Origin of the sequence: Chryseobacterium indologenes, from assembly GCF_002025665.1 — a bacterium.
GTDB lineage: Bacteria > Bacteroidota > Bacteroidia > Flavobacteriales > Weeksellaceae > Chryseobacterium > Chryseobacterium metallicongregator.
This window is the reverse complement of sequence record NZ_CP018786.1, coordinates 112,291-128,439: the sequence shown is the minus strand read 5'-3', so window position 1 is coordinate 128,439 and position 16,149 is coordinate 112,291. Positions and strand designations below refer to the sequence as shown.

The following is a 16,149-nucleotide window of genomic DNA, read 5'->3' as shown; positions in this document are numbered from 1 at the left end:
AGTATATCAATTTTGTAGTAGAAAAAATCATTGGGCCGAAGCCCAATGACTGGGTTTGTTATTTTACAATTAGTTTTTCAGATTGTTTTAAGCTTCCATCATGAGATTCAAACTGAACGATATAATTTCCTGCTGAAATTCTGCTCAATTCGTATTGATTGTCTCCGGAGTTCAGTGATTTTGTGTCTACAATTCTTCCATTAAAATCATAAACCGTTAGTTTTCCTTTGCTGTATTCATTCGGAACAGAAACTGTCAGTGATGAAGATTTGCTTACCGGATTAGGGTATAGTTTTATCTGATTTTTAATGCTTGTTTCTCCCACATTGATCGCCTTTTGGCTTGCAGTTCTTGCTAATGCTGAACTTCCTGTAGAACATGGCAGATCTGTACCCCAATTAGAAGAATCAACACCTGTCAGCGTAAGAGTCACTCCGTTTCCTGAAGTATCCTGAACTGTAGAACCATTTCCTTCGTTAAATTTCCAATACGCAGCCAGTGAAGTAGCCGGAACTGTTACATTACACATATTCTGACTGATTTCTGTCTGGCTCAATGCACGTTTCCAAACTCTTACCTCATCTACTTTACCATTAAAGTTTCTGGAAGTGTTATATAAATATCCAACGTTGAACGCTCCGGTTGAATTCACACTTCCGGTTTGTGCTTTAGTTGCATCCAGAACTCCGTTGATATACAATTTCATATTGCTACCATCATAAGTAGCTGCCACGTGATACCAGGTATTGGCATTCAAAGCAGTTACAGACGCCAGTTTTTGCTGTACATTATTAATACTTACCACAAACTGAAGTTTATTATTCGCAAGACTGGCATCTCCTAATCTTAAGAATGCAGAATTGCTGTCGCTTATCTCCGTTCCCATGATCGAGGAAATATATGGAGATGCTGATTTGAATGATGAAGGCTTGATCCATCCTTCAAAAGATAATGCGGAACCGCTTAGATTCAGACTTCCGGCAGCTCCTGATTCCGTGCTTCCATCCAGGGAAAGAGCATAAGAACCTGTAGGCGTTGTTCCTGAAGTGCTTGTAAATCTTGGAGCAAACATATAAGCACTTTTCACGCTGCAGTTGGTTCTGATTCTCCAGTCATATTCGGTATTGGCTGTTAATCCGGAAACGGTTATGGAAGTGGAACTTGTTGCTGACACCGCATTCGTCCAAGTTGTTGAAGATGCTGGTTTATAATCAATATCGTAAGTATTGGTTCCTACGGCTGACCAGTTTAGTTTTGCACTTGTTCCTGTAAGATTGCTTGTATACAATCCGATTGGAGCATCGCAATTTGTACCTTGTGTCCATGATTGTAAAGGAGTGCTTAAAACAGTCTGTTCTCCGTATAATGTCTGAGTTCCTGCTGAAAGCTGTGTTGCTTCATTGGTTCCGTGTAAATCATACCACATAAATACTCCATAGCCTCCATTTTTAGTCTGGGTAGCCAGGCTGGTGGTGGTAGAATTGGAAGTATTTCCCATCCATACAGCAGCAGGAGAGATTTGTGCTTTGGTAAGCGGAGGTACATTTGGGGCTGAGAACGTTCCATACATTGCATTCCAGCTGTAATTGACATTATCTCCTACTCTGGCACCATTCCAGGAAAGTCTTGAAGCAGCAGGACCATAATAATAGAATGAAATAATTTTATTCGGTAATAAGGCTCTGAGCTCCTGAACAAGCATTACAAAAGAGCTGTCATTAGGCTGCCCTGTTCCGTTATTTCCATATTCTGAATATTCATCATCAAAATCAATTCCATCAAGACCATAAGTATTCACTGTATTGGCAAGTTGTAATGCAAAGTCTTTTGCTGCTTCACGGGTAGGGAAATTACAGATTCCGGCACCCTGGTGATTTCCCAAAATCGTCAACACTACTTTCATTCCTTTTTGCTGGAGTGGTTTTATGTAGGTATCTGCATTGGTAAGAACTTTCGTAACGTTGTTATTGGAATACAAATAAGCTCTTCCACGGCTGGTATCATAATTAATGTTAGCCGCAAAAATATTGACCACATTGAACAGGTAGCTGTTCGATGTCTGCAGTTTGTACGATCCTGCATTCAGGATGTTGTTGTTGTTCACTTCCACATAGCATATTCCTGTAGGACTAAGCTGTTGTGCGTTAATCAGAGAACCAGACTGAAGCATCATGGCAATCAGTGCGGTAAAGATGGATTTTTTTTTCATTGTATAATTTTTTTAAGGTGTTTTGGTGTCTGAATTTTATATAGCATTCCCCTGACACCTTCTTTTTTGGGAAGGAATCTCAGATGAATACACCATATAAAAGGGAGGGCTATGTCAGTAGCTCAGGATTTTCGTTAAAGGTTTTCCATAACAATTCTCCAAACAAGGTATTTGCCCATGCAAACCATTCTCTGGTGAACTTTTTGGCATCGTCTTTATGGAAGGATTCATGCATAAAGCCTGTTCCTCCGTGCGTTTTCTGTAAGGTATCTATACACCATCTGATCTCACTTTTGTCTTTGGTAGTGAGTGCCTTCATTATGATACTCATTGGCCAGATCATGTCAAGTCCGATATGCGGACCTCCTATTCCCTCTGCCAGCTTACCTTTGAAGAAGAACGGATTGTTTTCTGACCATACAAATTTTCTTGTATTCAAATAAACAGGGTCATCAGCTTTCACCGCATCCAGATAAGGCAGTCCCAGCAAGCTTGGGCAGTTCGCATCATCCATCAGGTTGTAACTTCCGAAGCCATTCACTTCAAAAGCATATATTTTTCCAAATTCAGGATGATTGTAAATTCCGTATTTTTTGATGGCTGCATCTACCTCATCAGCAAGGCTGTTCAGTTGCTGAGCCAACGTTTTTTCATTTTTAATCTGAGAAACCATTTCCGCAGCCTGACGTAAGCTTACCACAGCAAATAAGTTGGAAGGAATCAGGAATCCATAGATGGTAGCATCATCACTTGGACGGAACATAGAGCTGATCAATCCTACAGGTTTTGTCGGATAACCATATCCTCCCATCGGTACCCCATCTGTTGCCCAGGCTGTTGTACGCTCGAATTTGTAAGGTCCAAGATCATGTTTTCTCTGCTGTTCTGTAAAGGTCTGCAGGGTAAGTTTAATTCCTTTCAGCCAGTTGGCATCAAAAGGTTTTGTATCTCCTGTTGTTTTCCAGAAGTGGTAGGCCAGACGGATAGGATAGCAAAGCGAATCAATTTCCCATTTTCTTTCATGGGTTCCCGGTTTCATATCGGTATGGTCGTATTCTTTCCATTTGCTAATCTTCTGATCATCGTTATAGAAAGCATTCGCGTAAGGATCTTTCAGGATGAAAGTAGTCTGTTTGTGGATTACTCCTGAGATCAGCTTATGTAATTTTTCGTCTTTTTTAGAGAACTGCAGATAAGGGAAAACCTGTGCAGAACTGTCACGAAGCCACATGGCATCGATATCTCCTGTGATTACGTACGTGTCAGGAGTTCCGTTGGTTTCATTATAGAAAACAGTAGTATCCAATGTATTCGGGAAGCAGTTTTCAAAAAGCCAGCTCAGCTCTTTGTTTTTTACTTTCTTTTTAAATGCTGCAATAGCACTTTCTACAGATTCGCTGGTAAAATGTCTTTTATCTTTAGGAACACGGACAACAGGAAAATCATCCAGTACTAAATTTTTAGCAAAAACATTTTGAGTAAACAGCAATCCGGCTCCTGCCAGTGCACTTGTTTTAATAAAATTTCTCCTTTCCATTGATACTTTGTTTCGTTTATTTTTATTAGTCTTATTTTACCGGTTTACTTCCCATTACGAATCTCAACTCACCTCCATTCATAATATCGCTGTGATTAAGCTCCCAGCTTTTGTATTCTTTCCCATTCAGGAACATTTTCTGTACATAGATATTCTTGTTGGATATCTTGTCAGCGATCACGGTAAAAGTTTTACCATTTTCTAATTTTAATGATGCTTTCGGGAATTGTGGTGCTCCGATGGCATAAACAGGTTTCCCAGGTGTCACAGGATAGAACCCTAATGATGAGAAGATATACCATGCTGACATTTGACCACAGTCTTCATTGTTAACGATTCCATCTGGTTTAGCAGCGTACATATTATCACGGATATATTTTACCATTTTCTGAGTCTTATAAGGACTTCCTGCATAATTGTACAGGTAGGGAACATGATGTCCCGGTTCATCTCCAAATCCTAGAGATCCGATGAATCCTGAGATATCTACATGCTGCTCTCCTTCCATATGAAGTGCTTCTGTAAAGGTTTTATCCAGTTTTTCTTCAAATCCTTTTTTCCCTCCATACAGATTCATCATTTCATCAATCTGATGAGGAACAAAGAAATCATAAGCCCAGATGTTTCCGGAAACCCAGTGTGGCTGAAGTTTTTTCCAGTCGTTAAGGGTAAAATCTGCTAAGAATTTCCCGTCTTTCTGTCTTGGCCAGAAGTGGTTATTTTCTTTATTGAAGGTATTCAGGAAGTTCATAGAACGTTTTTTATAGACTTCTGATTCTTCTTTTTTACCTAGTTTTTCAGCAAGCTGTTGAATACACCAGTCATCATATGAATATTCCAGTGTTGCTGAAACTGAAGCGCCGTTTTCTGATGGTGTATATCCTAATTTGATATAGTCATTAAGACCTCCGCCGCCATCGCTGCTGCTCATTTTATCTGTTAAAGAAGCATCTTTCATCGCAGCAAATGCTTTTTCAGCATCAATACCAGGAACTCCTTTTGAGATAGCATCCCATATTACCGAAGCACTGTGATAGCCAAGCATACAGAAATTATCATATCCGCAAAGCTCCCAGATTGGCATGTGATCTTTACGATCTGTATATCTGCTGATCAAAGAGTTGGCGAATTCTTTTGTATGTTTCTGATCCATAATGGTAAGCAACGGATGTGTCGCTCTGAATCCGTCCCAATAAGAATAGGTACTGTAATTTGTGAACCATTTGGTATTCATGTTTTCCTGAGCGGCAACATAGTCTCCATTCACGTCCATGTAAAGGTTAGGGGCAATGAATGTATGGTAAACTCCAGTATAGAAAATTTTTCTCTGGCTGTCTGTACCTCCTGTTACCTGAAATCTGCCGATCAGATCCCTCCATGTCTTTTGTGCAGTTTCTTTCGCTTTTGCAAAGTCTATATTTTGTGCTTCTGTATCAAAGTTTTCCTGTGCATTTTCTGTACTCACCGGAGACAATGATACTTTTACTTCAATGCTTTCCTGATCTTCTGTTGAGAATCTTACGAATGCTTTAGCATCCTTTGCAAGGGCAATTTTTTCATCATTTTTGATTTTTCCGTCAGCATACACGCCATAAGACTTAAACGGTTTGGAAAACTCCATCACGAAGTAAGCAAATCGTTTACCTCCCCAGCCATTGCTGTAACAGTATCCTTTGATTTTATTATTGCCTTCTACACTCACCAAAGTATGGTAGATATTTCCGAAGATTTTATTAGTGGGATCAATAATGATATTGGCTTCACTACTCTTCGGGAAAGTATATTTATGAAATCCTACTCTTGGGGAAGCGGTAAGCTCTGCTTTAATTCCATAGCTGTCCAGCATTACGGAATAATACCCGGGAGAAGCAATTTCTTTATCGTGCGTGAATTTTGAACGGTACCCTGTTTCAGGATTCTCTTCCGTTCCTGGAACCATTTTTACCTGTCCTACGGTAGGCATTACCAGAATATCTCCAAGGTCTGCCCATCCTGTTCCACTCAAGTGGTTATGACTGAATCCCATGATCGTTTTGCTGCTGTAGTGATATCCGGAACACCAATCCCAATCGCCACTTTTTGTATTCTGATCCGGACTCAGCTGTATCATCCCGAATGGCGTGGTTGCTCCCGGAAATGTATGTCCGTGCCCTCCTGTGCCTATGAAAGGATCTACCCAGGATAAAACATCATTCTTATTTTGCTGGGCACTGGCTACAGAAATCAGGGTGGTAAAAAAGCAGATTAGCAGTTCTTTTTTCATGATAAGAGAGGTATCGGAGATTTTTTTGTTTAAAAGTTGGTTTAAAAATAGGAAAACCATTATAAAATTCCCAGAAAAAGGGAAAATTAAGATGATTAACCTATTTTCCTAAACTTTATATTACTTTATTAAATTGAATTCTTTTTCATAAAATCAATGATTTCTGAGATATATCCAAAGGCAATCGCAACTACGGTATCAGCAGCCCCGTAATATACTGTTACTTTGTCTCCTTCAGTCAATGCTGCACAAGGGAAAACCACATTTGGTACATCTCCTGTCAGTTCATACAATTCTGCTGGCGCCAACAGATAAGGTTTTGTTCTATACAATACTTTTGTAGGATCTTCAAGATCAAGCAAAGCAGCTCCCATTGAATATCTGAATCCTCTGCAGGTATTAATCACTCCATGATAGAAAAGCAGCCATCCTTCTTCTGTTTTGATAGGAACCGGCCCTCCTCCGATTTTTGTACACTGCCATGCACTGTCTTCGAAAGGTGTTACTTTCATCACGCAACGGTGCTCTCCCCAGTACTTCATATCTGGGCTATAGCTGATATAAATATCACCAAAAGGCGTATGTCCGTTGTCACTAGGACGGCTCAGCATGGCATATTTACCATTGATTTTTTCAGGGAACAAAACTCCATTTCTGTTGAAGGGAAGAAATGCATTCTCACACTGAAAAAATTCTTTAAAATCAAAAGTATAACCAATTCCTATGGTAGGACCGTTGTATCCGTTACACCAAGTGATCCAGTAACGGTCTTCTATAAACGTTACACGGGGATCGTATTTGTAATCGGATTCAATCATATCCGTATTTCCTGCCTGCATTTCAATAGGGTCATGATTGATGTCCCAATTGATTCCGTCTTTACTGAAACCAGCAAAAATATTCATCTGTACTGCCTTGTTGTCGCAACGGAAGACTCCGGCAAATCCGTCTTCAAAAGGAATCACGGCACTATTGAATATACTGTTGGATGTTGGTATCGCGTATCTGTTAATGATCGGGTTTTCGGAAAACCTCCACATGATATCATTGCAACCTTCCGGGCGATCCTGCCAAGGGATCATTACTGATTGAGCTGTCATAAAGTATTTTTTACTTTTTATTTTTAATTATTATGAATTGATTTGTTGTTCTTTCTGATTTTCCGGATGAGGAAAAGGGACAAATAAAGTGACCAAAAAAGCAGGAATGGTAGCGATCAATACCCAGATAAAGAACATTTTGTATCCGATCCAGTCACTGATCATTCCGCTGAACATTCCGGGAATCATCACCCCAAGGTTCATAATTCCTGTTGCAAATGCATAATGTGCTGTTTTGTGTTTACCTGGTGCAATCTGCTGCATCATGTAGAGCATTAACCCTACAAAACCAAATCCGTAACCGAAATATTCTACTACTACAGCAATTCCCACAGGCATTAGATCTGAAGGCTGGTAATGAGCCAATAATGCATATACCACAAATGGAATATTAAACGCACAGCATAGCCATATCAAAGATCTTTTCAATCCGCGGGCTGAGATAAAATATCCTGCCAATACAGACCCTAAGATGAATGCTGCAGAACCGTATGTTCCGTAAATAAGTCCGATATCTGAAGTGGATAGTCCTAATCCTCCTGATGTCCTTGGAGCTTTAAAAAACAAAGGAGCTATTTTAATCGCAAATCCTTCTGCAAAACGGTACAGAATAATGAAGAGGATACACCATAAAATCTTCTTTTTGGTAAAGAAAGAGGTAATCACTTCTAACAATTCCTTACGAACATTTCCAGCGGTTTTCTCATCTTTCTGCTCTTCTTTATTTTCTTTTGGCAGAATGAAATAGTGATAAATCGCTAATACAAAAAACAGTAATGCATAGATCACCATAATGATCATCCAGGCATGCGTAACGCCTTTTGTTTTTTCTAAAACACCTGCGAAATAAACTAATGCTCCACTGCTGATAATCTTGGCAAGATTGTAAAAAGCGCCCTGCCAGCCAATATATTTCGCCTGCTCTTTATTGGTAAGAAAACCAATATACGTTCCGTCTGCTACCACATCATGGGTAGCTCCACAAAATGCTATTACGGCAAAAAGCGCAATACTGTATTTGAAAAAATCATGCATTGGAAGACTTAAAGCGACTAATGCAAACAGAATTCCTATAGCAAACTGAGTAGAAATAACAAAGAACTTTTTTGTTTTATAGATCTCCAAAAACGGACTCCAAAGTGGTTTTAAAGTCCAAGAGAATAGGATAAGAGCTGTCCAGAATGTAATCTGCGAATCCGAAACACCCATATCTTTATACATGATTCCTGAAACCGCATTAATGGTTACAAAGGGAACACCCATTGCAAAGTATAATGTGGAAATCCAAAGAATTGGCTGGATCCGACGGGTTCCGGAGTTGTTTTTTCCCATATTTAAAAATAAGATTCTAAATAAAAGAGAACATCTCAAAAATTCATTCAGACTAAAAACGAAACTATAATTTTTTTGGAGATTCTACTCTATTCTCCTGTCTTAATGAATGGATCAAATAAAAATCTGATATTGAGATGTCTCTTTATTGATGAGTGATTCTGAATATTTTTATTTCTTATCCCACCATAGCTTAGTGCCTCCGGTATCAGGTCCGTTCAGCATTTGTGCAGCCTGCTGGTAGTTATATAATGAAGTTTTGGTATCAATAGTGAAAGGAATTCTTCTGATCATTGCTTCCGTACTGATCGCTCCGCCGCTGTCATTTTTTCTTACCTTGAAAAGAATCGGGTAGCCTGTTCTTCTCTGCTCAGCCCATGCTTCCGGTCCGTTTGGATAAAGTGAAAGCCATTTTTGGGTAATAATTCTTTCTAATTTTCTTTCGTTGGTATCCCCGTTATTCCATGCAATAGTGATGGTACTTAATTGTGGATTTCCAACTGGTACATTGTTATCTGTATTCTTCGGGTCAACATAAGGAGCTTCTGTAGAAGTTGCATCGGCAAGATATGTTGTAACACTTGCGCTTTTTCCCCATTCTCCGAAAGATTGCTGCACTCCGGTAGTATAGTTGGTTTGAATATCACCTGCTCCTGCATAGCCTCTCAAAGCTGCTTCAGCTCTTAGGAACCATGTTTCTGCAGCAGTAAATAATTTCATTTTACCGTCAGTTCCGGAAAAATAATCTCCGCTGGCAGATTTTGCCTGTGGTTGCGAGAATCCTCCGTAAGTTGATTTACCATTTAATAAATCAATCCCCTGGCGTATTCCTATATATTTTCCTTGTAGACTAGCATCTGCTGCCGGAATAGCATATGCAGGAAGTCTTGGATCATTATATCCATTCATATAAGCCATCAGCGGAGCACCTATTAAACAATCTCCCCATGAGTAAATGATAAAACTCAATTCTGACTGTCCTACACTGATCAACGCATTATCTGCATTGTCAGTAATCAATCCTGCAGGTGAAGCCAAAGCCTCTTCTGCGTATTGTTTAGATTTTGCAGGATCAGCATAGCTCATTCTCATAGCCAGCCTCAGCTTCAATGAATTGGCAAATTTTGCCCATTGCGCCATATTTCCACCATATACTAAATCTGCTTTTTTCAATGCCGATTTATCTTCTACATTCTGTGTTGCTGACATGGCAATTACTTTCTGTAGATCTGTAATGGCTGCAGTCAGATCAGCAATAAAATAGTTATAGGCTTCTTGTTGAGAATCAAAATCAGTTACTCCATTCGGATTTGGCTTTTCATATTTGCTGTAAACTACAGGGCCATGGCTGTCTGAAACTCTTGCGGCTGTAATGACTTTCAGAATTTTTTTAACAGCAAATGTTCCTGTAAAATCTACTCCCTTATAGATTTCCCTAGCCGTATTATCAATGATAAGAGAGTAATTGAAGATATCCTGTTGTCTGGCAATAATTCTATTGTTCCATCCATCCATCATTGAATAGGTAAGGTTATTTACCCCTCCGTTAAATGGTGTTGCTGTACTAAACATTCCACTGTACATATCTGCACTAAGGTTAGGATACAGCTGATAATCTGACTGTAATCCTCTTTGCATGGATTTCATCGGATCAACAACAGCAATAAAATCAGCGTAAAAATTTTCAGGACCTCCTGCCTTTTCCTGATTATACTGTTCAAAGTCATTAGTACATCCTGAAGCGGAGAACAATAGTACAGCTCCGAATGCCAATATTTTAATATGATTGATTTTCATTTTCTTAATTGTAAAAGTTAGAAGTTAGCTTTTAATGATAATCCAATAGATCGAGTAACCGGTAATCCGAATGAATCTACCCCAACTCCACCAGGTGTATTTCCAGATACCTGCTCTGGATCAAACGGTGCTTTTTTGTAGAAGAAAAATAAGTTGGTACCTACTAAACTTACTGTTGCATTTCTCATATATTTAGATTGAATATCAAAAGTATATGAAATGGAAGCCTGGCGTAAACGTATTGTTGTAGCACTGTACAGATAGGCTTCATCAATACCTTTTCCAAATCCTTCTGTTGTTCCAACTGCTTTATAATAATCTTTTGCATTGGTTAAACCAGTATACGCCTGCCCTGCATTAGGAGTTCCAGGTGCATACACTGCATTTGGAATAGATACCCCGCCCGCATCTCTTGCATCGGCTGTAGACTGACTAACTCCATAGATATCGTTTGCTTTTTCTGTAAGGGAAAGTACCTTACCTCCAAATTTACCATCAATAAGGAAAGATATTCCCAGCTTACCAATATTAAAAGAGTTATTGAATCCCATAATAAACTTAGGGTTCGGATTACCCAGATAAGAAGGAGTACCTTCTGCTAATGGGATTCCTTTTTCATTCACTAAAATACGTCCCTGATCGTCTCTTTTAAACTTAATTCCGTAAAGATCGCCAAAAGATCCTCCTAATTTCAGTTTTGTGTATTCCCCTCCTCCTGTTAATGAGAAAATTTGGTTTTCTGATATAGGTAAACTTGATGGAAACAATTCAACAATTTTGTTTTTGTTGGCAGAAGCATTTAATGTAGTTGTCCATCCAAATTTATCTGAACTGAAGACCTTATAGGATAATGAAGATTCAAAACCTGTATTTCGGATTTTCCCGGCATTAATATAATATGATCCCGGAGCTATCCCTCCGAAATAAGAATCTATTTTTGTCTCTAACAATTGATTACTCGTATTGGAGTTGTAGTAAGTAATATCAAAACTTAATTTGTTATTAAACATCCTTAGCTCTGTTCCAACTTCAAAAGTTTTATTAAATTCAGGTTTCGGAAACAGATCCTTATACTTAGGATCAGTAATGAATGAACTCTTTGGAAACACAAGTGTTCCTGCGTCTACCCCAAAGGTATATCCTTTATTATATTCAATCATTGCATTGGAAATATTGGTAGGCAACCCTAATCCTACAGTTGCATAAGATCCTCTTACTTTCCAGAAACTAATGGCTTCCGGCAGTTTGAAAACAGAAGATAACACAGCATTAGCTCCAACAGATTCATAGTCAAATCCTGTTCTTCCCGTTAAGGCCAAACTGGAATCCCAGTCATTTCTAAAAGTCATGTCTACATAAAACATATTTTTATAACCTAATGTAGCACTGGCAAATACAGATTGCACCTGCTTCTTCATATTGGTATAGATATTATGATATCCATCACCAGGGGATCTTTTTTTACCCCATTCAAGATTACTCAACGTGAAAAGATTAGGATTTGTCAGATAAGCATTATCAATTTGTCCTATTTTATTTCTTGTCGTATTGATACTTCCTCCTACCGTAAAATCTAAAGAGATAGACTCATTTATTTTAGGACTACCGATAAGCAATACGTCCCCATATGTAGAAGAGTTTTCATATGTATTTTTAAGGATTCTTCCATTAACCCCCTCATTAACAGCCAGTAAAGTAGGTGCTGAAAAAGCAGCAATATCACGTTGACTGTCTGAAATATTCCAGCTATAATTTCCTCTCACTCTTGCCGTTAACCAAGGATTGATCTGGTAAGATAGTGAAAGTGCTCCATAAGTATTTTTATTGCTTACAGTAACCGGATTACGGTTTAAAATCCAATAAGGGTTCTGTGTTGGCGGGTTTCCTTTAAAACTTCCATCTGGATTAACCTCCCACCAGTTTTGAGCGGGTAAATACCTTTCTTTATTTAAATAAGCGTAATTATCAGGACCATACTGATCAAAATCCACTCCTCTTGGCAGCCAATACAAACTTGTCAAAGGAGAAAAAGATGCTCCAGGAGTCTGTCTGTTCTTACTTTCCTGTAATGAACCTATGAAGTTAGCATCTAATGTTAACTTATCGTCCAGAAACTTACTTGAATTTCTGAAAGAAACATTGTACTGATCAAAATAAGACATGGGAACCACTCCTTTGTTGGTGGTATTTCCAATAGAGAAATAGCTTGTTGATTTTTCATTTCCTGACTGGAAAGATAGACTGTTTACCCATGTCGTTCCTGTCTGCAGAAAATCTTTAAGATAATCTTTGGAAGCACCTTTTGCACCCCAGCTTTCTATTGACTGTCCCGGCTGTGATCCTGATACAGAAGGGTCATAAGACAGATAACTGTGCTGTAGTTTTGGAAGACTGTATGCTCTGTCTACAGTAAGGCTGGAACTGTAAGTAATTGAGCTTTTCCCTGCACGTCCTTTTTTTGTCGTAATCAGGATAGCCCCGTTACCTCCGGCAGAACCGTACAATGCAGAAGCAGAAGCTCCTTTCAGGAAGTTGATGCTTTCAATATCATCAGGGTTTATGGAGCTCAGTACATCTCCCGGATCCGGCATATTGGAATATTGCCCGATATCCGCAGATTTTCCTGTTCCGTTGATAATAGGAATACCATCAATTACATACAGTGGCTGTGCACTGTTGACAGACTTGTCTCCTCTCATGACCACCCTTACGGAGCTACCTACACCATTGGTTCTGTTGATCTGTACGTTGGAAACTTTTCCATTGATCGAATTTAATAGATTAGGAGTTTTCACTTCTGTAAGCTCATCTCCACCAATCTGCTGACTGGAATATGTCAAAGAGCGGGCCTGCCTTTTTATCCCCAAAGAGGTGACCACAACCTCCTCAATACTGGTTGTCTTCGTAGTGTCGGCCGCTTTTTTCTCCTGTGCATTCGCAGTAAGTGAAAAAACGAACAGAACGGGTATAACTGCTTTTCTCATAAGGTATAGATTCGTTAGATTTAATTGAGAATCAGTGACATTACTTTATTTTTTAATACAAAAAAAATTATTGTTTTTTCAGCAAAATTTTGCCGTTTATGTATTAAATAATTTAAAGTTTTGTTAAGATTTAATTCACATTCACAAATCTAAATTTTGTAGTCAGTCTGATATAATACTATTTTATCATAAAACGATATTATTTTTTCAGCAATCAAAATTAAAAGCCATTAACGCTTTAAATATCAGTAAAATACAACACTTCCCCGACAATTAAAAAAAGGGGATTTATTCCGGTATTTTAACAAAAAAAAAATAGATTTTCGGACGGAATTTTAGGACGCCAGATAAGATATAAAACAGAAAAATGTAAATTTTTAATACGTATTATTCAATCTTTTTAACTCCTTTAAACTGCTCTTTAAATTCAGTTGGAGTTGTCTTTTTGATGGACTTAAATACCTTATTGAAATTGGCAATATTATTAAATCCGGCTTCAAAAGCAATTTCAAAGACTGTAAGATTCTTTTCCATCAACCAGCGTGCAGCATAACTGATTCTGATCTCATTAAGATAGTTAACAAAAGTTTTCCCTGTTCTTTTTTTGATAAATCTGTTAAACGTCACATTGCTCATATTCACCAATGATGCTACATTATCCAGCGTTATTTTGTTCTCAAAATTTTTATGAACAAAATCATGAACAACCTTCATTTTATCATTATCCGCAAAAGACTCAAGCTCAATACTATATGAAGACAAAAGTGTTTTATTTTCTGCTACAGCCAATTCATTCAGAATTTTCATAATTTCTATAAAAGATTCAAAACTGTTCATCTTGGAAAGATTGAGAAACGAATCTTTTAGTTTTTCAGCCGTTTCTGTAGAAAAAAGAATTCCTCTGATGGAGTCTTTCATCAGATTATTGATAGGTTTCAGAATATTTTTTTCCATTAGTGACTGATGGAAGAAATCCTGATTAAATTGTATAGTAATTTCGTGGGTTTTTCTGTTCTTACATCTATAATTTGCCCAACAGTGTGGTAAATTGGGTCCTACCAGCACCAACTCTATATTTCCGATCTCTCCGGTATGGTCTCCAATCATTCTTCTATACCCTTTCCCTTTGTAGATAAAATTGATTTCAATTTCCGGATGATAGTGGTACGGAAAGTCGAAGGAGGCCTTAATCCTGTCAAATACGAGAAAACTATCCTCAGGAGATAGTGGAGTTATTTCTCTCAGAATATTTTCTAATTCGCTCATACAGGCAGTTATGAAAAAAGGTTAATACTTTTAGGTCACAATACAAATCTTTGTAAAAATGATAAAATAATATCAATGTAAAAACATATTTCCGATTTATTTTATTTCAATTTTATATATCAAACATAAGAAATCATAGGTTCAATAATTTAATGCAGCTCAAATCATGCTTTTTTGTATCTTTAAACTAAAGTTAAAGGATGCCACAACAGCTTATTTTTGAAGATCATTATAAAAGATTCGGACTGGAAGTATTTTCAGAAGAAAATCTGGAGAATTTCAACGGGAATCGGTTCTCTGCAGATATTAAAGTATTTTTTATTCCTTCAGAATATGAACTTACAATAGATTTTACTCATTATAAAACAAAGAAGCCTTCACTTTTCTTCCTCACCAACCAACATTTGAGTATCCAAAAAGGGAAAGATGAATCTATTCTTCTTTTCTACAACCGGGATTTTTACTGTATTCAGATCCATGATAAAGAAGTGGCTTGCGACGGCCTTCTCTTTCATAATGTATTTGAAATTCCTTTTGTAGAGCTTGATGATTCTGAAACCTCTCTTATAAAAAGTTTGTTCCAGAATATTCAGGAAGAACTTGAATGGAAAGATTCTTCCGCAGAGGAAATGATCAGAACCTATGTAAAACAGATCATCATCAGGGCTACCCGCAAATGGAAGAAACAAAATCTGGATAATGATACACTCAGAATACCAGGCAGTGAGCTTGATATTTTCCGGGATTTCAGCAGACACCTTGAAATTCATTTCAGAGAGAAGCATAATGTAGCAGAATACGCTGAGCTGCTTCATATAGCTCCGAAAACATTAACTCATAAATTTAAAAATTTAAATCTGGACTCACCCAATCAGTTTATCATCAACAGAATCTTATTAGAAGCAAAGAGGTTACTGTTTTATACGGATAAACCTGTGAAAGAAATTGCTTACGGTCTTGGTTATGAAGATCCGGCTTATTTTAACCGTCTTTTCACCAACAAAACAGGAAGCACTCCTGCAAATTTCAAAAAAAATTACACTTCGGGAAAAAAGTACAATATTTAAATCATTTTATCTATTGAATACTCCCCGTCACAGACATACCTTTGTAACATCAAAATCAAACAACAATACTAAATACAAAAACAAACATTATGAGACGTAACGCAACAGCCGTTTGGAACGGTACTATCAAAGAAGGAAAAGGACATTTAACAACACAAAGTACAACTTTAAACCAGACTCAATATTCTTTCAACAGCCGTTTTGCGGATGGTGTAGGTACCAACCCTGAAGAATTACTGGCAGCAGCTCATGCTGGATGCTTCACGATGAAACTGGATGCAGAATTATCTCAGGCAGGTTATAATCCTGAAGAATTAAAAACAACTTCGGTCATCACTCTTGATCCTAATATTGGAAAGATTACAAAATCTGAGCTGACATTGACCGCTAAGGTTCCGGGAATCTCTGAAGAAGAATTCCAGAAATTTGCTAAAATCGCTGAAGAAGGATGTCCTGTAAGTGCAGCATTCAACTTTGAGATTACATTGAATGCTACTTTAGAAAATTAAAAATCTTAATTTCAATATCAATAGGAACGGGCTTTAGCCCGTTTTTTATTTTAAAAACAATTCGATTGGCTTTAGCCAAAACTTA

The 16,149-nt window shown here is 37.8% G+C and carries 10 protein-coding genes; 2 read left to right on the top strand and 8 right to left on the bottom strand.

Annotated features, from left to right (window positions below; genetic code table 11):
• Nucleotides 1–58: 58 nt before the first annotated feature.
• From BUE84_RS00555 to BUE84_RS00520, 8 genes are all read right to left on the bottom strand, one after another.
• Nucleotides 59–2,209, bottom strand: a complete 2,151-nt coding sequence (locus BUE84_RS00555; RefSeq protein WP_079240079.1) for an endo-beta-N-acetylglucosaminidase H — start codon at nt 2,207–2,209, stop codon at nt 59–61.
• Nucleotides 2,210–2,318: 109 nt separating this feature from the next.
• Nucleotides 2,319–3,746 carry a glycoside hydrolase family 125 protein gene (locus BUE84_RS00550; RefSeq protein WP_079240078.1) on the bottom strand — a complete coding sequence of 476 codons (1,428 nt, stop codon included), beginning with the start codon at nt 3,744–3,746 and terminating at the stop codon, nt 2,319–2,321.
• 31 nt (nt 3,747–3,777) lie between these two features.
• Nucleotides 3,778–6,009 carry a GH92 family glycosyl hydrolase gene (locus BUE84_RS00545; protein WP_079243825.1) on the bottom strand — a complete coding sequence of 744 codons (2,232 nt, stop codon included), beginning with the start codon at nt 6,007–6,009 and terminating at the stop codon, nt 3,778–3,780.
• Between the two features lie 128 nt (nt 6,010–6,137).
• On the bottom strand, nt 6,138–7,109 hold the full coding sequence (locus BUE84_RS00540; protein ID WP_047376309.1) for a glycoside hydrolase family 130 protein: 972 nt from the start codon (nt 7,107–7,109) through the stop codon (nt 6,138–6,140).
• A 30-nt stretch (nt 7,110–7,139) separates the two neighbouring features.
• On the bottom strand, nt 7,140–8,441 hold the full coding sequence (locus tag BUE84_RS00535; RefSeq protein ID WP_079240077.1) for an MFS transporter: 1,302 nt from the start codon (nt 8,439–8,441) through the stop codon (nt 7,140–7,142).
• 171 nt (nt 8,442–8,612) lie between these two features.
• A complete protein-coding gene (locus BUE84_RS00530) occupies nt 8,613–10,238 on the bottom strand; it encodes a SusD/RagB family nutrient-binding outer membrane lipoprotein (protein ID WP_079240076.1) in 1,626 nt (541 codons plus the stop codon).
• A 17-nt stretch (nt 10,239–10,255) separates the two neighbouring features.
• Nucleotides 10,256–13,222 (bottom strand): SusC/RagA family TonB-linked outer membrane protein, encoded by a 2,967-nt coding sequence (locus tag BUE84_RS00525; protein WP_079240075.1) that lies wholly within the window; start codon nt 13,220–13,222, stop codon nt 10,256–10,258.
• A gap of 387 nt (nt 13,223–13,609) precedes the next feature.
• A complete protein-coding gene (locus BUE84_RS00520; RefSeq protein WP_034691624.1) occupies nt 13,610–14,488 on the bottom strand; it encodes an AraC family transcriptional regulator in 879 nt (292 codons plus the stop codon).
• Between the two features lie 200 nt (nt 14,489–14,688).
• Here BUE84_RS00520 and BUE84_RS00515 point away from each other — a divergent pair, with 200 nt between their 5' ends.
• Nucleotides 14,689–15,555, top strand: coding sequence for a helix-turn-helix domain-containing protein (locus BUE84_RS00515; protein ID WP_079240074.1), 867 nt, complete (start codon nt 14,689–14,691; stop codon nt 15,553–15,555).
• Between the two features lie 89 nt (nt 15,556–15,644).
• Complete coding sequence (locus BUE84_RS00510; protein ID WP_002982623.1) at nt 15,645–16,064, top strand: OsmC family protein; 420 nt, start codon at nt 15,645–15,647, stop codon at nt 16,062–16,064.
• Nucleotides 16,065–16,149 lie beyond the last annotated feature (85 nt).